This window comes from Companilactobacillus nodensis DSM 19682 = JCM 14932 = NBRC 107160 (assembly GCF_000615905.1).
GTDB lineage: Bacteria > Bacillota > Bacilli > Lactobacillales > Lactobacillaceae > Companilactobacillus > Companilactobacillus nodensis.
The window spans coordinates 118,455-141,434 of the sequence record NZ_BAMN01000002.1 but is presented as its reverse complement, the minus strand read 5'-3'; the positions used below and the strand labels follow the sequence as shown (position 1 = coordinate 141,434).

Annotated in this window: 20 protein-coding genes and 2 pseudogenes; 8 read left to right on the top strand and 14 right to left on the bottom strand. The window is 40.5% G+C overall.

Features of this window, described 5'->3' with window-relative positions; translation table 11 throughout:
- The first annotated feature begins 133 nt into the window (after positions 1-133).
- The gene (locus JCM14932_RS02125) at positions 134-1,039 is read left to right on the top strand and encodes a proline-specific peptidase family protein (protein ID WP_025023407.1); all 906 of its coding nucleotides are present in this window, start codon (positions 134-136) and stop codon (positions 1,037-1,039) included.
- Between the two features lie 52 nt (positions 1,040-1,091).
- Here the strand turns inward: JCM14932_RS02125 and JCM14932_RS14260 are convergent.
- From JCM14932_RS14260 to JCM14932_RS02075, 9 genes and pseudogenes are all read right to left on the bottom strand, one after another.
- Positions 1,092-2,908, bottom strand: a pseudogene (locus tag JCM14932_RS14260) (glycoside hydrolase family 13 protein).
- A gap of 17 nt (positions 2,909-2,925) precedes the next feature.
- Positions 2,926-5,331 carry a glycogen/starch/alpha-glucan phosphorylase gene (locus JCM14932_RS02115; RefSeq protein WP_025023406.1) on the bottom strand — a complete coding sequence of 802 codons (2,406 nt, stop codon included), beginning with the start codon at positions 5,329-5,331 and terminating at the stop codon, positions 2,926-2,928.
- Positions 5,332-5,363: 32 nt separating this feature from the next.
- The gene (glgA, locus tag JCM14932_RS02110; protein WP_025023405.1) at positions 5,364-6,803 is read right to left on the bottom strand and encodes a glycogen synthase GlgA; all 1,440 of its coding nucleotides are present in this window, start codon (positions 6,801-6,803) and stop codon (positions 5,364-5,366) included.
- A complete protein-coding gene (gene glgD, locus JCM14932_RS02105) occupies positions 6,796-7,962 on the bottom strand; it encodes a glucose-1-phosphate adenylyltransferase subunit GlgD (RefSeq protein ID WP_025023404.1) in 1,167 nt (388 codons plus the stop codon). The genes glgA and glgD overlap by 8 nt, the downstream gene beginning before the upstream one ends.
- Positions 7,959-9,104 carry a glucose-1-phosphate adenylyltransferase gene (locus tag JCM14932_RS02100; protein ID WP_155832055.1) on the bottom strand — a complete coding sequence of 382 codons (1,146 nt, stop codon included), beginning with the start codon at positions 9,102-9,104 and terminating at the stop codon, positions 7,959-7,961. The genes glgD and JCM14932_RS02100 overlap by 4 nt, the downstream gene beginning before the upstream one ends.
- 12 nt (positions 9,105-9,116) lie before the next feature.
- On the bottom strand, positions 9,117-10,997 hold the full coding sequence (gene glgB / locus JCM14932_RS02095) for a 1,4-alpha-glucan branching protein GlgB (RefSeq protein ID WP_025023402.1): 1,881 nt from the start codon (positions 10,995-10,997) through the stop codon (positions 9,117-9,119).
- 374 nt (positions 10,998-11,371) lie between these two features.
- A pseudogene (locus JCM14932_RS02090) lies at positions 11,372-11,818 on the bottom strand (PTS glucitol transporter subunit IIA); the annotation flags it as partial.
- A gap of 30 nt (positions 11,819-11,848) precedes the next feature.
- Positions 11,849-12,154 carry a PTS sugar transporter subunit IIB gene (locus JCM14932_RS02080; protein WP_025023400.1) on the bottom strand — a complete coding sequence of 102 codons (306 nt, stop codon included), beginning with the start codon at positions 12,152-12,154 and terminating at the stop codon, positions 11,849-11,851.
- Between the two features lie 19 nt (positions 12,155-12,173).
- Complete coding sequence (locus JCM14932_RS02075; RefSeq protein ID WP_025023399.1) at positions 12,174-12,686, bottom strand: PTS sugar transporter subunit IIA; 513 nt, start codon at positions 12,684-12,686, stop codon at positions 12,174-12,176.
- 239 nt (positions 12,687-12,925) lie between these two features.
- Here JCM14932_RS02075 and JCM14932_RS02070 point away from each other — a divergent pair, with 239 nt between their 5' ends.
- The 7 genes from JCM14932_RS02070 to JCM14932_RS02040 all read left to right on the top strand — a co-directional run bounded on the left by JCM14932_RS02070 (position 12,926) and on the right by JCM14932_RS02040 (position 18,992).
- Positions 12,926-13,699: a DeoR/GlpR family DNA-binding transcription regulator gene (locus JCM14932_RS02070; RefSeq protein ID WP_025023398.1), complete on the top strand. Its 774-nt coding sequence runs from the start codon at positions 12,926-12,928 to the stop codon at positions 13,697-13,699.
- Positions 13,700-13,702: 3 nt separating this feature from the next.
- Complete coding sequence (gene lacA, locus JCM14932_RS02065; protein WP_025023397.1) at positions 13,703-14,137, top strand: galactose-6-phosphate isomerase subunit LacA; 435 nt, start codon at positions 13,703-13,705, stop codon at positions 14,135-14,137.
- A 36-nt stretch (positions 14,138-14,173) separates the two neighbouring features.
- Entirely contained in the window at positions 14,174-14,686 is a 513-nt protein-coding gene (gene lacB / locus JCM14932_RS02060; RefSeq protein WP_025023396.1) for a galactose-6-phosphate isomerase subunit LacB, read from the top strand.
- A gap of 152 nt (positions 14,687-14,838) precedes the next feature.
- Entirely contained in the window at positions 14,839-15,783 is a 945-nt protein-coding gene (locus JCM14932_RS02055; RefSeq protein ID WP_025023395.1) for a hexose kinase, read from the top strand.
- 31 nt (positions 15,784-15,814) lie between these two features.
- Entirely contained in the window at positions 15,815-16,795 is a 981-nt protein-coding gene (gene lacD / locus JCM14932_RS02050; RefSeq protein ID WP_034542376.1) for a tagatose-bisphosphate aldolase, read from the top strand.
- A gap of 176 nt (positions 16,796-16,971) precedes the next feature.
- Positions 16,972-18,582 (top strand): Ig-like domain-containing protein, encoded by a 1,611-nt coding sequence (locus JCM14932_RS02045; protein ID WP_025023393.1) that lies wholly within the window; start codon positions 16,972-16,974, stop codon positions 18,580-18,582.
- 14 nt (positions 18,583-18,596) lie between these two features.
- Positions 18,597-18,992 carry a hypothetical protein gene (locus tag JCM14932_RS02040; protein WP_025023392.1) on the top strand — a complete coding sequence of 132 codons (396 nt, stop codon included), beginning with the start codon at positions 18,597-18,599 and terminating at the stop codon, positions 18,990-18,992.
- Between the two features lie 42 nt (positions 18,993-19,034).
- Here the strand turns inward: JCM14932_RS02040 and JCM14932_RS02035 are convergent, their stop codons facing one another.
- From JCM14932_RS02035 to agaB, 5 genes are all read right to left on the bottom strand, one after another.
- Positions 19,035-20,339 carry an L-cysteine desulfidase family protein gene (locus tag JCM14932_RS02035; RefSeq protein WP_235700498.1) on the bottom strand — a complete coding sequence of 435 codons (1,305 nt, stop codon included), beginning with the start codon at positions 20,337-20,339 and terminating at the stop codon, positions 19,035-19,037.
- A gap of 105 nt (positions 20,340-20,444) precedes the next feature.
- Positions 20,445-20,873, bottom strand: a complete 429-nt coding sequence (locus JCM14932_RS02030; protein WP_025023390.1) for a PTS sugar transporter subunit IIA — start codon at positions 20,871-20,873, stop codon at positions 20,445-20,447.
- A gap of 1 nt (position 20,874) precedes the next feature.
- Entirely contained in the window at positions 20,875-21,693 is an 819-nt protein-coding gene (gene agaD / locus JCM14932_RS02025; protein ID WP_025023389.1) for a PTS galactosamine transporter subunit IID, read from the bottom strand.
- Positions 21,683-22,489 carry a PTS galactosamine transporter subunit IIC gene (agaC, locus tag JCM14932_RS02020; RefSeq protein ID WP_025023388.1) on the bottom strand — a complete coding sequence of 269 codons (807 nt, stop codon included), beginning with the start codon at positions 22,487-22,489 and terminating at the stop codon, positions 21,683-21,685. The genes agaD and agaC overlap by 11 nt, the downstream gene beginning before the upstream one ends.
- Positions 22,490-22,972: a PTS galactosamine transporter subunit IIB gene (gene agaB / locus JCM14932_RS02015; RefSeq protein WP_025023387.1), complete on the bottom strand. Its 483-nt coding sequence runs from the start codon at positions 22,970-22,972 to the stop codon at positions 22,490-22,492.
- Positions 22,973-22,980: the final 8 nt, after the last annotated feature.

The window sequence follows — 22,980 nt, the reverse complement described above, 5'->3', positions numbered from 1 at the left end:
ATCTATATCTAATAAATGTTCATCCCTAAAGTAGATTTAAATTAAATTGATTAAAGAAATATTACAAAATATTTGGACTCGCACCTGATTGGGTTATATACTATTAATATTACATTCAGGAAGGTGAAATCATATGAAACAAGGCACAACAATTATCACTCTCGATAATGGCTACCATTTATGGACAAACACACAAGGCCACGGCGACATCCAATTACTTTGCCTACACGGCGGACCTGGTGGAAATCACGAATATTACGAAAACTTCGGTGAGAAACTCGCTGACCTTGGTGTTCAAGTATCAATGTATGATCAACTAGGATCATGGTACTCAGACCAACCCGACTACAGTGACCCTGCTATCGCTGACAAATACCTTACTTATGAATACTTTGTTGATGAAGTTGAAGAAGTAAGACAAAAATTAGGACTAGATAACTTCTACCTTATTGGACAATCATGGGGTGGCGCTCTAGTTCAAATGTACGCTGCTAAATATGGACAACACCTAAAGGGTGCTATCATCTCAAGTATGGTCGACGAAATTGACGACTATGTAAAGAGTATCAACCAATGCCGCTTGGACACACTTGGTCCTGACAAGGTTAAGTACATGGAAAAAATCGAAGCTGACAACAATCTTACTGACGCTACATACCAAAGCTACGTTGATATACTAAATGCAGAATATATCGACCGCAAGCAACCAACATCAATCAGACACTTGATCGACACCACTGCTACTGGCGTCTATGGCGTCTTCCAAGGTGACAACGAATTCGTTATCACTGGTAAATTAAAGGACTGGCACTTCAGAAAACACCTTAAAGAAATCAAAGTCCCAACTTTGATCACATTCGGTGAACACGAAACAATGCCTATCCCTACAGCTAAGATCATGCAAAAGGAAATTCCTCACGCACGCTTAGTTACAACACCAAATGGTGGACACCATCACATGATCGACAACGCTCCAGTTTACTTCGATCACTTGAAGACATTCATCAAAGATGTTGAAAATAACAACTTTAATGACTAAACAAAAAAGTTCAGAACGAAGTTAATTCTTCATTCTGAACTTTTTTATTTACTTAAAAATCTTCAATAACTTTGATAGCTGATTGATCCAATGTCTTGCCAATCAAGCACTTCTTGATCTTAGCAGACAGATTACTTGGAATGACATCTAACATAAAATCATTTGTCTGAACTTCACGAGAGTTCGGTGAAGTATTCAAGACTACCAATACTTGCTTATTATTTTGCCAATACACGAAGCCAATTCCATAATCACACAGATAAAATGGTGCAAAATCAGCTTCATTGATCCACGAATGTTCACTACGCCATTGATACCACTCTTTGACTTTTGCTTGAGTTACCGTATCAGCAGTATCCCATGGGAAATAAGCCGATTAGCGGGATCTTTGCCACCAGTTAAGCCGGCCTCATCACCATAGTACAAACATGGTACTCCCGGCATAGTGAAAAGTAGACCGAAGGCTTGTTGAAGCCAGTCATGATTATTATGAAGCATTGTCAGAATACGTTCAGTGTCATGGCTGCCAATATTATTAAAATTATAATTGAAAACAGTCTTCGGATAATTTTCCTTCAGAGTCATCAATTCTAACCACCATTCTGATGGTTTCAGGTCACCCGTTAAGACTCGGATAATAAGTTTTCGCAGCGGATAATTCATAACTGCTTGAAGCATCCCGCCTTCTAGATAGTGGCGACGACGACCATAGGCTAACTTATGCGAGGCATCTTCCCAGACTTCACCGATCAAGACTTTGTTCGGATATTTATCAAGCGCTTGGCGAATGCCCATGATGAACTCATCAGGTAATTCATCCGCCACATCCAACCTCCAGCCATCGATTCCACGTGAAGTCCAGTAGTCGATAACCGAATCTTTACCTCCATAAATAAACTTCTGAAAATCAAGATTGGACTTATTAACTGTTGGCAGATCTGTTACACCCCACCAACTATCATATTCATTCGGATACTTAGTGAAGGTGAACCAAGGATAATATTTACTGTCAGTAGATTGCTCTGCACCGATCGTATCGTAATAACCACTCTGGTTGAAGTAACGCGAATTGACACCAACGTGATTGAACACACCATCGAGAATTACGTACATCCCTGCTGCATGAATCGCTGCGACCAAATGGTCGAAGTCGGCTAATGTTCCTAGGACAGGATCAATTTTTAAATAGTCCCCTGTGTCATAACGATGATTACTCATTGCCTCAAAAATCGGACTCAAATAAATCATCGTTACACCAAGTTGCTTGAGATAAGGCAGCTTCGCTTCAATACCACGAAGATTGCCGCCATAGAAGTCCCAGCGAACGACCTCTTGCTTATTATTACGAATGTACATTGGCAAATCAGACTTCTGGCCATAGATAGAACTATTCGGCTTAGGATTATTAATATGGCCGTCAGGATTACCATTATTAAACCGATCAACGAAGATCTGATATGCCAAACCATGACGATACCACTTCGGAATCGGTTCAACATGGTCAACTACAGTCAGTTGATACATCTGCACATCTGACCGCTTGTTGTAAATAATTCCCGAACCACCATATCCACCATCCGGACAACCATAGAAGCACTGTTCATTGGCAGTTATGACTTCGAAAAAGTAAAAATACAAACTGGCATTATTCGGTGTAAATTCACCGCAATAATAAGGATCATGCCAATCCATTACTACTTGATGTTCAGTGTCCCAATGGCCATCTTGTGCCACATGTAAAATAACTTTTTGAATCGTATCACTCGCGTGAACTTTTACTTTGAAACAGACATCAGACAGTTTCTGGATCGCACCAAACGGAGACTTGTCAGTTGTCTGAAAGGAATCATATTCAATAACAATACTCATTAACTTTCTCCTGTTATCTATTTCAATACTCGATCATATGGTACTTGCCAAATATCTTCACCATATCGAGCAACTGCATAATCAGCTGAGAATGTTCCTGATGCAGCAATATTGGCGAGCGACTTCTGTTCCCAAACTTTTTTGTCTGTGAAATCCTGACTGATCTGTTTTTGTTTTTGAACATATTCAGCGTAGTCTGCCAGTACGAAGTATTCATCGTTATAACGAAGCAATGAATCGTAGATTTCACGGCCTTCGGTCGAGATACCAGGAATAGTTCCGTCAACAAATGTCTCTAATATACGTTGCAATTCAGGATTACTGTCGTAAAATTGTGCAGCGTGATAATCACCACGATGGTAATAACCATAGACATCATCCGCTGTTAGACCAAAGGTATATTCGTTTTCCTTACCAGCAGCTTGAACGATGTCAATGTTAGCTCCGTCCATCGTTGCAAGAGATAAGGCACCATTGGTCATGAGCTTCATATTACTGGTACCAGAGGCTTCCTTTGAAGCAGTTGAAATTTGTTCACTAATGTCGGCTGCTGGGATGATCAACTCACCAAGTGACACGCCATAATTAGGAACGAACACGACTTTTAACTTGTCTTCGACTGCCTTATCGTTGTTAACCAATTCCGCCAGTGCATTGATCATCTTGATGACTGACTTAGCGTAGTGATAACTAGGAGCCGCCTTGGCACCAAAGAAGTGAACTCGAGGAATGACATCTTTTTTAGGATGATCTTTGATATCCAAGTACTCACGAATTATTTCAAGTGCGTGTAGTAATTGACGCTTATAGGCGTGCAGACGCTTGATCTGAACATCATAGATAGCATCAGTTCTGATCTTAATACCTAATTCTTCATCAACATATTTAGCCAATTGTTTTTTGTTTTCAATTTTGACCGCTTCTAGCTTGTTCAAGAAATCATCGTCATCCTTAAAGGCTGACAGAGTTTGAATTTGTTTAGGATTATAGCGCCAAGTCTCGCCGATTTTAGAGTCGATCAAATTAGACAATGGCTCATTAGCGAGTTGCAACCAACGACGACTAGCTATTCCGTTAGTCTTATTGTTGAAGCGTTCAGGATAGATACGATAGAGATCTTGTAGCACATCCTTCTTCAGCAATTCTGTGTGTAACGGCGCTACACCATTTACAGAATGACTACCAATGACGGCCAAGTAAGCCATCCTAACTTGACCATTGCCCAGTGGAGCAGTCTTATCAACTGTATTCTCACCAAAGATCGGTGTCTTCTCTTCACGATAACGACGATCGATCTCTTCGACGATTTCATATATCCTTGGCAACATGCCTTTGAACATATCAATTGGCCAAGTCTCTAGTGCCTCTTGCATGATCGTGTGGTTAGTATAACTCATTGTGGCGACAGTCAATTGCCAAGCTTTGTCCCATGGACAATCATATTCATCCAAGAGAATCCGCATCAACTCGGGAATAACCAAAGTTGGATGTGTGTCGTTGATATGGATTGCGACCTTTCGAGCAAACTCATTAACAGATAGATGGTCCAAGAAGTAATGTCTGACAATACTCTGGACTCCTGCTGATGAGAAGAAGTACTCTTGTCGTAATCGTAATGAACGGCCAGCAGCATTGGAATCATCAGGATACAAGACTTCGGTTATCTGATCGATACGATCACGCTGTGCTTGATTATAAAAAGTCTGATCCGCACTTGGAGGGAGTTCAGCCGACCACAATCTCATCGTATTTGTAACGTCGTTATGATAACCAACAATCCCGACATCATAAGGTACCGGCAACACGTCATCAGTGTGATCATAGACTGGTCGTAAGTGTCCATCAGCTTGTTTCTGCAGCCATACATGACCGCCGAATCTAACTAGGCAGGCACGGTTCTCACGACGAATCTCCCAGACATTACCATTACGTAGCCAGTCATCAGGCAATTCCACTTGATAACCATTCATGAAGACTTGCTTGAACAAACCATAACGATAACGAATACCGTTACCATTACCTGCCATGCCCAAACTAGCCATTGAATCCATATAGCAGGCTGCCAATCGGCCTAACCCACCATTACCTAACCCAGGATCAGGTTCAGAGGAACAGATTTTTTCAAAATCCAATCCTAACTTATCCAGGCCATCCCTGACCGTATCGAGAATGCCTAAGTTCAATAGGTTAGACTTCATCAAACGTCCTGGCAAGAATTCAATCGAAAAATAATAAACTTGCTTGGCATCTTTTTGGCGATAGTTCTTAGAAGTATTCTTCCAGTTACTGCTGTCATAGCGCTTGATCAAATTACCTAGAGCCATCAACTGCTCCAAAGGTGAAGAATCTTTGACATCGATGGCATATGTGGCTTTGACCTCATTGATAAAATCCATTGTAAATTTTGTTTCATCTAATTTCATGTTTATAACTCCCATCAACCGCTAAGACAATCTTATTCGGATAGTTCTTGATATAACTGGCGGTATTTTTGTGCAGATTTTTGCCAGCCGAAGTCTTGTTTCATCCCTTGAAATCTCAATTTCTGCCAGGCTTTGGGATCATCGTGGTACAAGTCATAAGCCTTATTCATCATTTTGCTTAGGACACTGGCACGATAGTCGGTGAATCCAAATCCCGTTCCAGCTCCTGTGAAGTGATTGTAAGGTTTGACTGTATCACGCAATCCACCAACTGAGTGGACTAATGGTACACTGCCGTAACGCATTGCCATCATTTGTGACAATCCACAAGGTTCAAATGCTGATGGCATAACGAAGATATCACTTCCAGCATAGATCTGTTGTGCAAGCTTCACGTCAAACTCAATCGCCGCTACAAACTTATCAGGAAAAGCAACTTGATAACCTCTAAATCCATCTTCCAGATCTGGATCTCCTGTCCCCAGAACAATGACCTGAGCATCATGTTCGTGCAAGAAGTCATTCAAGGAATCGAGTAATAGATCCATCCCTTTCTGTCTGGTCAACCTTGATACTACCGCAAAAACTGGGACATCGACTTGTGGAAGTCCTAGAGATTTTTGCAGAGCATGCTTGTCCTTGAGTTTGTTAGTCATATCGTCAACTTGATAGTGTGAATAAATATTAGGATCAGTTGCTGGATCATAAACTTGCGTATCGATTCCGTTGACGATTCCCTGTAGCTTATAAGAATTATCTCGTAAGATACCATCTAAGCTCTCGCCAAACTCTGGTGTCTGAATCTCCTGAGCGTAACTTGGAGATACTGTCGTAACAGCATCTGCATAATAGATTCCGCCCTTCATGAAGTTGACATTACCGTAATACTCAACTGATCCTTCATCAAAGGTTTCTGTCCCGATGCCAAACAAGCTGCCCAAAATAACCGGATCATAGACACCTTGGAACTGAATATTGTGAATCGTCAGTACAGTCTTGATATGACGATACGAATCGATCCAATTGTATTTGTCCTTCAACAGCACGGGAATAAAAGCTGTGTGCCAATCGTTACAATGAATAACATTTGGAATATAGTTGACCTTCTCCAACATTTCACAGATGGCTAACTGATAGAAGGCAAAGCGTTCACCGTCATCCCAATAACCATAAATACCGTCACGGCCAAAGTATTCTTCATTGTCGATCAAATAATATTCAACACCATCTAACTTCAAGGTTTTGATACCACAATATTTGGCATTAGCACCTACTTGAACTTGGAAGTACATCAAGTCCTTTAGTTCTGAGCGATACTGCTCTGGAAAAAGTTTCTTGTAATATGGAATTACTACTCGCAATTCGACACCGTTTTTAATCAAAGCTTTGGGCAATGCCAAACTGACATCTCCCAGACCACCTGTCTTATAAAATGGCGCTGCTTCTGCGGCCGCAAATAAAACTTTACTCATTAGTAACCTCCGTCTGTCTGAATATTCTCTTACCCTTGCCAATCACTAGTGGTTCTTCAGGCGTTCCCTTCAATTCAAGATTAGGACCGATAACAACATTCTTATCGATCACAGCATTTTGAATCGTCGTACCGACGCCGATTCGAGTACCCTGCATGATGACTGAATCTTGAATCAAGCTATTGCGGTTAATGAAGACATTACGGAAAATAACCGAGTTATCAACCTTTCCTTCAATATAACCACCCGTTCCGCACAGGCTACCTTTGACCTGTGAACTCTTGGCAAAGAATGTTGGAATTTCATTTTTGACCTTAGTATAGATCTGACGCTGACTGTAGAACAGCGCTCTGAAGTTATCTTCCTTGAGAATTGACATACTGGCCTTGTAATAACTAGGAATGTCGTGAATGTTGGCATAGAAGCCGGTGTACTCGAAGGCATTGGCGTTGTGTTGAATAACCGCCTGCTTCATCAAACGTTCCAGACTGATCAAATCACCACGTTGGTTAGCTTCATTTAAAATATCAACTAGATCGACTGTACTCATCAAATAAATATTCAAGTCTTTGGCCAGTTTACCTTCACTAGAAGGAATCGTCTTCGAAGCTTGAACGACCGAGGTTGCCATACCATTATCAGTCAATTGCAAGACGGTATTAGTTGGTTTGACCTCACTTGCATCGACACTCTTATAGACCGTCGTAACCCGATTATCACGTTCTTTGTGATAGCGCAACAACGCCTTCAGATCAATGTTACAAATGTTTCTAGTTCCCATAACGACCGTATATTCACTGTTACTACGTTTGAGGAACAAGATGGCATTATCATAATAATGATGTATCAAAGTATCTTTCTTTTCCGGAGCAATCAGCGATAAATCATTGTATGGGAAATTGAATAGTCCGCCGCGGATCGTATCTAGGTTCCAATCATTACCACTACGAATATGGTCAGAAACAGAACGTCCTGAACGCGGCGAGGCAATCATGACATTTTGGATACCAGCATTTGCGATACTGGATAGTGGGAAGTCCAACAGACGATAACGGCCACCAAATGGCAGAGTTCCTACTGGACGAGCGTCTGTTAGAGGTTCAAGTTTTTCCCACGGTTCAACTAAATTGATAACGGCACTTACACTGTTGTGTTTCATGATTTTTTAACCCCCAGAACTTCGCCATAACCTACCACGGCGATATCTTTTTCTGTTCCCTTGACCTCGGCACCATCGCCAATAACAGCCTCTTCACCAACTAGTGCGTGATCGATCACAACATTCTTACCGATCGTTGCCCCAGGCATGATCATACTGTCCACAACACGACTGCCAGTTCCAACAGAAACACGTTGTGAAAGGATCGAATGATCCACTTCACCCGCAACGTAGCAACTGTCAACGATCATGGAGTTATTAACGTTACTCGTATTAGTCAAGAACATTGGTGGTAGAACTTGTGCCTTAGAATTGATCCGCCAATTATGATCACCAATATTCAAGCTGTTATGTGGTGAAAGAAATTCCATATTGGCTTGCCAGAGACTGTGGATCGTACCAACATCACGCCAATAACCATCGAAAGCATAGGCATAAGTCGATTCATTGTTGGCTAAGTACATCGGAATGACATTTTTACCGAAGTCTTCCAATGACTTGTTAGTTGTGAAGCTAGTTGTTAAATAATTTCTGAGTGTTGGCCAATTGAAAATATAGATCCCCATTGATGCCTTGTCACTCTTTGGATGTTCAGGCTTCTCTTCGAACTCGATGATACGGTCAGTTTCATCCGTATTCATCATGCCGAATCTCTTAGCCTCTTCCATTGATACCGGAATAACTCCAACTGTCAGTGAAGCTTTCTTAGCTTTGTGATATTCAAGCATGGCACCATAATCCATCTTATAAATATGATCACCAGACAGAACCAATAGATACTCCGGATTCTGTTGATCAATATATTCGATATTTTGGTAGATGGCATGCGCTGTTCCTTCGAAGAACTTCTCACCTTCACTAGAAGAAAAAGGTTGTAGCACCGTTACACCACCGTTTTGATCATCTAATCCCCAACTAGAGCCATTACCGATGTGGGCATTGAGTTCCAGTGGTTGATATTGGGTAACGACACCGACGGTATCAATTCCTGAATTGGCACAATTACTCAAAGTAAAATCAATAATACGGTAGCGACCGCCAAAAGGGATCGCTGGTTTAGCAGTGGACTTAGTCAATTTTCCCAAACGTGTACCTTGCCCACCGGCTAAAATAATTGCTAACATTTCGTTTTTTTCTGTCATAGTGACTCACCCCTACTTCAATTTGGTTGGTTGAATCAATAACGCTCCCATTGCTGGTAGTGTCGTAGTAAAGCTTGCAGGTTGGCCATTGAATGGTGTCTTGTCGGCCGTGAACTTAGTCTCTAGCTTCGTCCAAGTCCCACCATAGTTAGCATCTTCAGTATTGATAAGTAACTCATATTCACCTGCATATGGAACGCCGATACGATAATCTTTACGCTCAACTGGAACAAAGTTAAAAGCCGCAACAACAAATTGATGCTTACGCTTGCCTTGGCGAATAAACCCCATCGTTGAACTCTGTGCATCATCAGTATTGGAATAAATCATTCCCGCTGGTTCAAAATCTTGTTCCCACAAGGGACGGCTGTCACGATAAATACGATTGAGTGATTGCATGAACGTCTGCATCTTGTGATTCATAGGATCTTTTAGATCGACCCATTCCAGCTGACTCCAGTCACGCCACTCCAGAAATTGCCCCCATTCTGAACCCATGAAGGTCAACTTTTTACCTGGGAATACCGCTAAGTACGTCATCAATGTCCGTAAATTGGCGAATTGATTGTATCGATCACCGGGCATCTTGTGCATCAGCGATTTCTTACCGTGAACAACTTCATCATGTGAGAATGGCAAAATAAATTTTTCGTTAAGCATATAAACAAATGCAAATGTTAATAAATTGAAATTGTCACGGCGATACAACGGATCCATCTCAAAGAACTTCAAGGTGTCATGCATCCAGCCTAGATTCCACTTATAGTCAAATCCTAGACCGCCATTGTCAATTGAGTCAGTGACTCCTGCATATGCAGAAGATTCTTCCGCAATCATCAATACATCAGGATGTTCTTGATGAACAACTTGATTAAGTTGTTGCAAGAATTCAATCCCCTCGAGGTTCCTGTTGTCACCTTTTTGGTTAGTCAGACCTTCTTTGCCAACGTCATAATCCAGATACAGCATGTTTGAGACCGAGTCGACTCTGAGTCCGTCAAGATGGCAATCATCTAACCAGTAGAACGCGCTCGAGATCAAGAAACTGTGAACTTGAGCTTTACCAAGATCAAAATTCCACGCACCCCAGCCACGATTATTGGCACGATTTTCATCCTGATATTCATATGTCGGCGTACCATCGTATTGATACAATGCGTCATAATTACGAATAAAGTGGCCCGGTACCCAATCGACTAACACACCAATATTGGCTTGATGTAATTTGTCGACTAAATCTAAGAACCCTGTCACATCTCCGAAGCGACTGGTTATTGCGAAGTATCCTAATTGTTGATAGCCCCACGATGCGTCTAGTAAATGTTCCATCACTGGCATCAATTCAACGTGGGTATAGTCCATCTTCTTAACGTACGGAATCAACTCATCCGCAATTTCAGAATAGCTGTAATAACTGCCGTCTTCATGACGCCGCCAAGATCCTAGATGCAATTCATAGATATTCATGGGACGCTTCTTAGAATCACTGCGCTTTCGGCGTGCCATCCACAGACTGTCATGCCATTTTTTATCAGTAGGCTTAATGACTACTGCAGCATCACCGGGTTTCTTTTCAAACTCTCGAGCATATGGATCGATTTTTAAGTTGCGTTCACCATCTGGCCCAGTAATTGCGAACTTATACAAACTGCCGGGGTCTACGCCGTTAAATTCCCCGTGCCAGATTCCAGTGGTACCAACTTTGGTCAAATCTGAATCCTGCCATTCGTTGAAATCACCTACGACTGCAACCGATTTGGCATGTGGTGCCCAGACGTTAAACACTGTGATACCACTACTCAAGACATGACATCCTAAGAACTCATAACTCTTGAATGACTTGCCTGTGTTGAATAAATATCCATCTTCAGCTAAGTTTTGCTCTAATACCAAATTAATCACTTCCCTCGACACTATTGTGAAAATGTAAACATTCTAGCTGTGTACTTTCATTATAGGCTGGTCAACAGTAATTGTATTGCTTTTTTATGAAATAATTTATATTATTTACAAGCCGTCTATATACAGTCAGTATCGTTGTTATACCAGTCATTAACGGTGCTATTATATGTCGCTTAATCTCATTTGTAAAAGAATATAATACCCTTAATTTATTTCTGAAAATTGCATCTTAATAAAGTGAAAAAATCACAAAATCAGAAACAAAATACAAGTATTTGAGTATACCAATTCCAATGATTTAGGACACAAAAAAAGAGCCCTCATTCGAGGACTCTTAAATTATTTCTGTATGACTAAAGTTGTAATTATTTTGCAGCGGCTTCAGCAGCGTATGCAGCATTTCTCTTCTTCATTTGACGAGCGTACCAGATAAAGATCAATAGGTATGCGACTAATGCAAGAGCAGCGTAAAGTACAAATGTGATTTGTCCTTTAGATGCGTTACCAACAAGGTAAGCCAAGAATTTTTCGATAGGACCTTCCATTGTTGAGTGAGAAATCATTGTTCCTGATGCAAGACCCTTAGGGAATGCACCAAGCTTCTTAGCTGTTTCAGTAACCATAGGAGCAGCTAATGTACCGGCCCATAGGAAGACAGGTAATTCCAAAGCACCGATAACGATCATACGAACAATCTTACCACGTGTAACAACTAGCAAAGCTGGTGTAACACCCATGGCGATGATACCACCAAGAGGTAAAATCTTGTTTCCAGGTAATACTAAAGCTTCTAGTAACATGATAGGTGCAAGAAAACTCAATCAAACGTCCGGAGCTAAATTCTAGCCCTTGCCGCTTTCCTTGATAACCTTTTCTACGGCATCATATACAGGTGCAGCCATAGCAGGCATTCTATATAGGATAGGACCAGCATCAACAACGGGAACATCTGATGTGAATCCCAAATCAGTAGCAGCAATTGGTGTGAATAGATCGTAGTTCTTCATCATGTCTTCTGTGATGTCTTTAACCATAACGGCATCAGCTTGGACATTATAACCACGGTTACCCATTTCTGTTTCCAATGCATCTTTGATTTGGTGACTTGAGTTAACTCCAGCACCACAAGCAGCTAAAATTTTGAACATAATAAACACTCTCCTTTAATTAGTTGTTATCTTTTGCGTATTGCATAAACTTACGATTCAAGAATGAATAAATATCCTTAGGATCGCTAGCCTTAAAGAATGAAACTAGCTCGTTCTCGGAAGTACGAGCCATGAAGTCCATGATTTGAGCAAGGATATTGGATTGTCCCTCAGGATCATTGTTCAAAATCATGAATAGGAACTTAACGTCAAATTCTTTCGATGGATCAATCATATTATGGAAAGAAATTGGCTTATTCAATTTAATAGGAACGATCATTCGTGCTTTGACGAACTCACTCTCCGTATGTGGAATAGCAATGTTAGGTATCTTTGGTGATACAACTGACATATCGATCCCAGTTGGGTAGTTCGCTTCACGTTCCAATAAATTGTTGATGAAATCTTCTGTTACTAGATCCCTCTTATATAAAGACTCAGCTACTTCACGAAAAACCTCTTCTTGATTAGAAGCATCGGAAATGAATACTTCACTTTCGTTAAATAGTGGATCAGTAGCCAAATTGCTCATTAATGCCACCACCTGCCTATTGGTTGTTTGTTTTTGTTTACAAGACAATAGTAAACGCTAACATAAAAATTGTCAACAATTATTGATAAACTTATGATTTTGCTTACTTTCTTCCTATAAGGGCATTCCTAGAGAAATGAAAAGGCTTTAAAAAGTCAAACAAAAAACATTGACAATAAACATCATAGATGCTAAATTGTGTTTGTAACGAACAATAGTAAACAAAAAGAGGTGGTCTTTTGTTAAAAAAGGAACGCTTTCTAAAGATAATATCCGAATTGGATAAGAATGACATCGTTACTGTTAATGATTTAACTTCCCTACTTAACGTATCCGATATGACGGTACGCCGAGATCTTGAAGAGTTATCCGAATCCGGTAAATTGATCCGAATTCACGGTGGTGCTCAAAAAGTTAATGTTTCTCCATTAGAAGAAGCTTCACATGCTGAGAAGCGTGAAGTACATATAAAGGAAAAACAGGAAATTGCTAAGTTAGCAGCCAATGAAATTCGTAACTTCGATACTGTCTTTGTCGGTCCTGGTACAACATCGGAATTAATTGCTCCCTATATTAAGGGTGTTAATTCTTTAAGAATTGTAACTATAAGTATTCCTGTCTTCGAAAGTTTCAAGAATGCTGACGTTCAATGCGAATTGATCTTAGCTGGTGGAATTTACAGAAGCAGATCAGGAACATTAATAGGTGCTTTAGCAAGTAATGCCGTTAGCGGACTGAAGTTCGATAAGGCCTTTGTGGGTGTCAACGGGATCCAGAATTCTCAGATCATGACCGCTAATACCGAAGAAGGACGTATCCAGAGCGTTGCTTTAAACAATTCTCAGACAAAATACATCGTAGCTGACAAGTATAAGTTGAATCGAAATGATTTTTATACTTTTTACAGCTTAGATGATGTTGATTACCTGATTACCAATAAGGACACTTCTTATGAAACTTTAGATTACTATCAACAATATGTAAGAGTTATCAATGATAATAGGAGGAATTAATTTATGAAAATTGCACTAGCTTCAGATAAAGCAGGTTTTGAATTGAAGGAACATATCAAGAGTTACTTACAAGGCGAAGGCAAGGGTTATGAAGTTATCGACCTAAGCGAAAAACCAGCTGCTGATTTCGTTGATTCATCAGTTGAACTTGCACATTACATTCTTGATGGAAAAGCTGATCGTGGTGTTATGTTCGATGAATATGGAACAGGCTCAGCAATGGCAAGTAACAAGATCCATGGCATGGTAACAGCTAATGTTGTTGAAGAAAACACAGCTCACATGACAACACAACACAATGGTGCAAAGGCTATCGCAATGGGTGCCGGAATCGTTGGACCTAAGAAGGCTGAAGGAATCGTTGATTCATACTTAGGTGTAAATTACGCAGGTGGACGTCACCAAATCCGTCTAGATATGCTTGAAAAATTAATCTAATTAAAAAATTCAATTTGATAACAGGAGGAATATTTTATGATTATTGCACTAGGAAACGACCATATTGTTACAGATGTTAAAATGCAAATTTCAGATATGTTAAAGGCTATGGGTAACGAAGTTATCGATGTCGGAACATATGATAATACAAGAACTCACTATCCAATATACGGACTACGTGTTGCTAACTTGGTTCGTGATGGCAAGGCTGATTATGGTGTTGTTCTATGTGGTACTGGTGTTGGTATCTCAACTGCCGCTGATAAGAACAAAGGCGTACGTGCAGCTCTAGTTAACGATACAACTACTGCTAAGTATGCTAAGGAACACCTAAATGCTAATGTTATTAGTTTTGGTGGTGCCGTTGTTGGTGAACACTTGGCTGAAGATATCGTTAAGACATATCTTGCTGCTGATTACAAAGGTGAAGACGACGACCTTGTTGCTAAGATCGATGCTCTTGAACCAGATAATCCAGAACAACACGACAATCCTCACTTCTACGACCACGAAATGAAGTTATGGAATGAAGGATACTACCACGACTAGAGAGTAGAGAGTGGAAAAAGCCGGGAAATTTTGAGCATTGCCTAGAATAATAAAAGTGGCACGAAGTGACGCATTTATTATTCGTAGCAAGCACAGAAATTTGGCTTTTGTAACTCGTTTTCGCAACTCGTTTAGAAAAAAAGGAGCTTTATATGAGTAATTCAGTTCTTACAATTACAATGAACCCTTCTGTTGATATCTCTTACCCACTAGATCATTTGAAAATCGACACGGTCAACCGTGTTAAAGAAGTTTCCAAAACTGCTGGTGGTAAGGGTCTAAATGTTACTAGAGTTCTCAAACAATTAGATGTTCCCGTAACAGCTTCTGGTATTATTGGCGGAACGATCGGCCAATATATTTTGAACCAACTCGACGAAAACAAAGTCGATCACGCATTTATGAAAATTAATCAAGAATCTCGTAACTGTATCGCCATTTTGCATGACGATGGAGATCAAACTGAAATTCTTGAATCGGGTCCTAGCCTCTCTGAATCTGATGAAGAAAGCTTCTTGGAACATTTTGAAGACCAAGTAAGTGGATTCTCATTAGTTACAATTTCAGGAAGTCTACCTCAAGGTTTGTCAACTGCCCTCTACTCTAAGATGGTTAAAGTTGCGGCAAAGCATAACGTACCCGTGATTCTAGACAGTTCTAACGAAGCTTTGAGATTAGCACTCGAAGCAGATGTTAAACCATTTATGATCAAACCTAATCAAGACGAAATAGCTCAACTTATAGGCAAAGAAGTTGAAGACTTGGACGACTTGAAGGATAAATTAGCAACCGAAGAAATATTCCAAGATATTCCTTGGATCGTAGTATCACTTGGCTCAAAGGGTTGTTTCGTAAAACACATCGATAAATTCTTTAAAGTAAACATACCTAAGATCCACGCCGTCAACCCTGTCGGCTCAGGTGATTCTACTGTTGCTGGTTTAGCCGCTGGTATCGTAAATCAAGAAAGTCCAGAAGACGTTATGAAACGCGCAATGACTGTTGGAATTTTGAACACCCTTCAAGAAAAAACAGGATATATTGACATTAATCAATATAAAGATTACTTTGAAAAGGTAAACGTAGTTAACTACTAATTTGTTTAAAAAAATCGGAGGAATTAAATACATGACACCAAAGAAATATGCAGCACTTGAAAAAATGTCTAATAATGACGGAGTTATCGCCGCACTTGCTATTGACCAACGTGGCTCACTAAAGAAAATGTTAGCCGCAGCTTCAGGCAAGCCAGCCAACGAACATGATATCGTTGAATTCAAGAAAGTTATTTCAAAAGAATTAACACCTTATGCTTCATCAATCTTACTTGACCCAGAATATGGTCTTCCAGCAGCTAAAGTTCGTACCGATGGTTCAGGTCTTCTAGTTTCATACGAAAAGACAGGATATGACACAACAGAAGCTGGTAGAATGCCAGACTTGATCCCAGAATGGTCAGTACGTCGTCTCAAGGAAGCTGGAGCTGACTCAATCAAGTTCTTGCTATACTTCGATCCAGATGAAGACAAGACAATCGTTGATCACAAAGAAGCCTTTGTTGAAAGAATCGGTTCAGAATGTGCCGCAGAAGACATTCCTCTATTCGTTGAACTAGTTACATACGATGACTCAATCAGTGACGTTGCTGAATATGCTAAGGTAAAGCCTCACAAAGTTATTGAAACAATGAGAGAATTCTCAAAACCTGAATACAAGATCGATGTTTTGAAGGTTGAAGTTCCTATTAACCTTGACTACGTTGAAGGATTCAATGGTGACAACAAAGCCGTTTATACTAAAGAAGAAGCTGTTAAGTACTTCAAGGAACAATCAGATGCTACTGACAAGCCTTATATCTTCTTAAGTGCCGGTGTTACTGCTGAAGCATTCAGAACAGAACTTAAGATGGCTAAAGAAGCCGGTGCTAAGTTCAATGGTGTTCTTTGTGGACGTGCCACATGGAGAAACGGTGTAGTACCATTTGCTAAAGATGGTGAAGAAGCCGGTAAGAAGTGGATGAACACTGAAGGTAAGAAGAACATTGATGAATTGAACGAAGTATTAGCTGAAACAGCTACTTCATGGAAAGACAAAGTTTCAAAAGACTAATTTAAATTTAAATCCGATGTTTTGACAATTTGACGACCTCATAAGAGGTCGTCTTTTTTTGCGTTTTCATAGATTTCTTTGACCCATATTATTAAAATAGTTTTTGTATAAAATGAATTATTTTTCGATATACATAATGTTAAACTTGTAACAAATTATAAATAAGGAGAAGATTTATGCGGCTTAAAAAGTTTATCCTAACAATGTTCGCCCTCCTATTAGCTCTTGCCTGCTTCCAATTCTCCAGCAAGAATGTAGCAGCTGAAGATACAGACAACGAACCAAACGCAGAAGACGTGGGATACTACCACAAACCTACTAAAGACGTAAGAAAGTTCTTTGGAATCTGGTTATCAACTGGATTTGCCTTACAACCAAAAGCTGACAACTATGTTGTTGTTGACAACACAATCACATTAAGAACTGACTCAGCACGTTCAGCGGTCTACGCTGTTGCCACACTTACTAGATCGGCCAGATATCAGTGGTATCAATGTAAAGCTGGTGATAGTGAATGGACCAAGATTAGTAAAGCCGATGGTGGTACCAAAGAAAACCTAGTCATAACTGGTAAAACAGCTGACGAAACCACTTATTATCAATTACAAGTTCAATGGCAAGGATTGATCCACAACATCTTCGCCAAAAAGATCTACTCTCAAGTAGCAGCAGTTCACACCGTACCTGAACCTACCGATGGTACAGAAATGAAGATTCGAACAGACGACGATTACATCTACAGTACATCATTTGATATGGCACAAAAGACTACTTATGCTCACGCTGATATCATTCCAGCGCACCATACTGGTGAGGTAACATGGAGCGTTGATGACCCTTCCCTAGCCACTATCGATGAAGATACCGGACTACTAACAGCCGTAACTAAACCTGAAGTTCACGGTACGGTGACAGTTATCGGTACCCTTCACAATCCTATTGGAGATGATATTCAAGCAGTTAAAGAGGTCCAAGTCGGACAAGGATTGGAAGATCAATCCGTCAAAGCCGGGGAAAAAGCCACCTTCTCAATCGAAGGTAATCTAGGAGAACTGGATAACGATGGGGATGATGACGACGACGGAGATGAAGGTGGTGACAACAGTGATGGTAACAATGAATATACCGTCAAATGGTATCGTGACAACCCTGATGGCTCCAGAGTCCAGATCAACAAGGACGACGAGCTCAACGGTTCTTTGTCAGTGACAACTGATCCCACCACCATGGAAGACGACAACCAGAGCAAGTACCAAGCCATTATCAACGTTAAGCTAGGTACTATCAATAAGAGTTACACTACCAACAAAGCTACTCTGACTGTTATTCCAGATGGTTCGCCCGACATTAAGATCAAGAATAACCTCACCAACGCTGACCACCATGATGAACTCGATAGTGACTTGCATTTATTCGGTGTTAATGAAGGTGACCATATAACTGAGAGTGCCACGATAACTAATATTAGTGGAACCGGAGTACTGACTAACGGAACATACCACCTACCGATCAGAGAAAATTCAACCGTAAATTCCGTTGTTGTAGATGATCAAGAATTATCTAGTGATCACTACGAAATAGTTTCTGATGCCAAAGATGGCACCAAAGAATTGGTTGTAAAGAACCTCGGTTTCTCTACCAAACAAAGTCACGTTGTAGCGGTCAATACAACCATTGGTACCATCGACCAGAAGACGACACAGAGAACAACACCTTACGTTCTCGACAAGTCTCTGCCGCCGACGATTACCGCAGTGACGGTGATGAAGAAGCTATCACTTACCTGACCAATAAGATTCAAATGGACGTTAAGAACATCGACTTCGGAACTATCACACCCTTCTCCGCCAACGAAATAATCTATCGACCTGACAACCTGAATGAACCCGAAAATATCGTTGAGATCGATGACCAAAGACGCAATTTGGACTACGCTGAAGTTCGTGTTCAACAGGCGAAGGACTTCACCAACGAACAATCGGTCAAGCTTCTAGGCAGTTTACAGTTCTATGAAGATGGTGTTGGCCACGATATTCTTGGAACAGACCAAGTAATCCAAGCTACCGGCAAAGGTAATTCAGTACCTTCGATCGGTTGGTCCAAGGAAAACGGCATCCTATTACATATGAATGATAATAATCTAACCGCTGGTAGATATGAGACCGAACTCAAATGGTCGATTGTTGAAAGTGTCTAGATACTAAAAAAGCAATCTCGTGTGAGATTGCTTTTTTGAATTCTATTTATTCATCATTACATCTAAAATAGCTGAGTCCGTCTGGCCAAAACCACTCGTAACTAACTTACCTAGGCCGCGAATCGTTTCGTCAATGTCTTCTTGAACCAAACCGTTAGTCGCCGGTATCTCTACACCTTGGATCGCCAAGTCGACTGCACGACACATGGAAGAAGTCGAAGTCGCAACCTTCATGGCACAGGAGCATCCCGCACCGTCGCAAACCATCCCTGCCGCGTCACCAATCATATTCTTGATAGCTGAACAAGCTTGTTCGTAATTGTTCGTTAATAGATAAATCGAGCCAGTCGCCGCACCCATAGCTGCCGAATCAGTTGCACAAAAAGCTGATAATACTGGCAAGAACGCATGAACATATAACGCTGTTAGGTGAGATAAAGTCAAAGCTCTAATCAACTGTTCTTCACTAGCTTTTTTGTGCTTAGCCACGATACAGACTGGAATCGTAGCAGTTATTCCTTGATTTCCCGAACCAGAATTAGACATGGCTGGCAATTGTGAACCACCCATTCGAGCATCCGAAGCCGCAGCTGAATACGAGATTATTTGTTCCGTCAAACTACTATTCTTTTGCAGCTTTGACTTCCGCAATGACTTACCAACTTTAACACCATAATCGTGTTCGAATCCATCATCCGCCAAAGCTAAGTTGAAGTTAGCTGCTTTACGCATAAAGACGATATTTGCCAGTGGTTCAGTCAAAGCAAAATCCCAAATGTCCTTAAGTTTGATCGTCTGCAAAAACTGTTTGGTCTCTGAAATAGCGTGTGGTGCTGGGCGATCCTTCGAATAGATAGTCTTGCCATTCTTTTCAATTAAAAATATATTTGTGTGATCGCCTGCAATACAGACTCTAACTGAATCCGTTGCATCATATACTGCAACTTCAACATACAAATCGTCTGGTACTTCAGCGACATGAGTGGAGATTTTACCTGAATCTGCTAATTGATTGATTTCAGGTAGCTGTGTCTCATTTAATTTGGAAATAACGCTCAAACCGACTTTTGGGTCACCAGCAATCGCACCAGCCGCTGCGGCCACGACTAATCCAGGTCGACCAGTACCAGGAACGATAACGGCCATGGCATTCTTCATAATGTTGTGAGAGACGCTTACATCGATTTTTTGGATGTCATTGCTAGTTAGATATAACATGCAGTTAGCTGCCGCATACGCAATAGCAATTGGCTCTGTGCAACCCGTCGCAGGGACAACACCTTCTTTGAGAGATCTGATGAACATTTGCTCATAACTACCTTTTCCTGTACCTGCTTGTTGAGTCATGATTATTTCCTTTCTGGAATATTTGTCACTTTGTTAAAAATATAACATATTCAGGATAAAAAAGAACTCTATACCAAATTGGTATGGAGTTCTTGGACGTTTGAGTTAGATGCCGTCGTCTTCAGCATCTGCTTCGAATTTGTTTTCTTTGTGTACAAACAATTGAGTCTGTGACTTGCTTGTTTCCACGAGCTTATCTGCTAACTGCGTGGCATTACCATCGAATGAAGATAGTTGGAGGCCTATTTCCATCAATGATCCAACGTTACAACCACAGGTAACTTGGATATCCTTATCACTACTCATACTTAATTTGACGGCTTCTTTGAAAGGGGTGCCGCCTAATAAGTCACAGAAGAATACTACTGAATCATCGTCTTTGATTTCTTTAGTAAACTCTGCGGAGAGACTCTTATCGTTCATATCACCAGTAAAATCAATAAAACTAACGCCTGGCAATTGGCCAGCTAATAATTTAACAGTTGAATGAATTCCTGATGCAAAATTTCCATGTCCAGTAACAATAATCTTCATACTATAGAACCCCCAACCATGAGAGTACAATAGCTAGAATGAATGTAACTAGGATCAACATAACAGGACTAACGTTCTTCTTCTTGAGCAACCAATATAGTAAGAAAGTGTAACCCAATGGAAGGATGTTAGGGAAAATACGGTCAAAGAATTGTGTTTGAATCGAAATTGTATGACCGGCAGTAACTGGAATCTTTGTCTTAACAGTGATTTGAACATATGTAGCGATCAAACCACCGATAACTGTACAACCTAGGACACTGGCAGCGTGTGAAACAATAGCTGAATTCTCACGAATCTTAGAAATGGCCTTAGTACCTGTTGTGTATCCCAAACGTGCGATAGGAATACGTGCAAAGAACATTGCAACGTAGACAAGGAAGAAGATCAGTGGTCCTAAGATGCTTCCTTGTTTAGCGAATGATGCTGTAATACCAGCAACGATAGGTAGAATTGTGAACCAAGTAATGGCATCACCGATACCAGCTAATGGTCCGAACAAAGCGATTCTCAAACCATCGATTGTTGAACGTTTCTCACCATTCTCTTCTAGTGAGGCTTCAAGTCCCATCAATAGAGGAGCGGCATAGTTGTTAGTATTAATGAATTGCAAGTTAGACTTCATGGCATTAGCCAAGCCCTTCTTGTCATCCTTGTAGATCTTCTTCAATGAAGGAATCATTGCCAAGGTCCAGCCATCAGCTTGCATTCTTTCGTAGTTCATTGCTGACTGGTTAAAAATAGATCTAATACCAAGCATACCAACGTCATGCTTAGTTAATTTTCCTCTTGTTGGAGTTTCTGATTGTTTAGATTCCATCTTCGTCGTCTCCTCCATTTGAATTTTCCATAGCAGTCTTTAATTTCTTTTCGTTTTCAGCATCTTTCTTGCTTCTGTTGTATTCGATCAAGGCTAAAGCAACACCAATGATAGCAACAGGCATCAAGTTACCAAACTTAATAAAGCAAGCAGCTGTAAATCCGATAAGTAGATATGGAACATAACGTGCTTTTAACATACTCTTTAGTAACAAACCAAAACCAACGGCAGGTAAGATACTACCGGCAATTTCGAATCCGTGACTCAACCAAACAGGCATTGCGTTAACTAATGACTTCATTGGGCCTTGTGCACCATAGACACACAAGAAGGCGATGATACCATATGTCAAACCAACGATCCATGTTGGTAGTAAAGCTAAATTAGTAAATCTCTTTGTTCCACCCTTTTCAGCGTATGTATCAAGTTTCTTAGTCAAAACTGAGAATGCTGAATAGTAGAATAAAATAATATATTGCATCAAAATACTGAATGGTAATGCTAATCCAATAGCGGTAGCTGGACTCTTACCTGTTGTATAAGCTAAAACAACAGTCATAATACCAGCCATAATAGGGTTAGGCGGCTGTGTCCCACCAACCGGTGTTAAACCAGCAAATGCTAGTTCAGTAAGTCCGGCAGCAACGATACCTAGTGTAATATTTCCTAGGATCAAACCTGTAATGGTACAAACTATCATTGGTCTGAAGATATAGAAACCTTCCCACCAAAAGTCAATACCAGAAATAATTGCGAAAAGACCGATCAACAGTCCTTGCATTAATGTAACTTGCATCTAGATCACTTCTTCCAATGGTTGTTTTTTGTCCTCTGGTACTTCTTGAACGTAAACGCTGGCACCTTTGTCAGCACATGCCTTCAAGTCTTCCTTATCTTTGTCATCCATATATGTATACTTAGTAACTTGTTTCTTGCCATCTGAGAAGTGCATGTTACCAATGTTTAAGTTCTTAATTGGAACTCCACCTTCAAGCAACTTACGAGCATCTTCTGGTGTACGAACAACGATAAAAATCTTTTGTCTAGCGCTAGCACGATGGATATTGTTGATAGTTTTTTCGATAGTCCAGAAACGAATTCCAACACCAGAACTATCAGCTGTAGCAGCCATCAATTCTTGTTGTAGTGGATCGTTAGCTGTGTCATCATTAGCGACTAACAATAAGTTAGCACCCACAGATGAAGTCCAAACAACACCAACTTGTCCATGGACTAATCTGTTATCAATTCTTGTTAATACAATATTTGGTTCACCCATGCTTATTC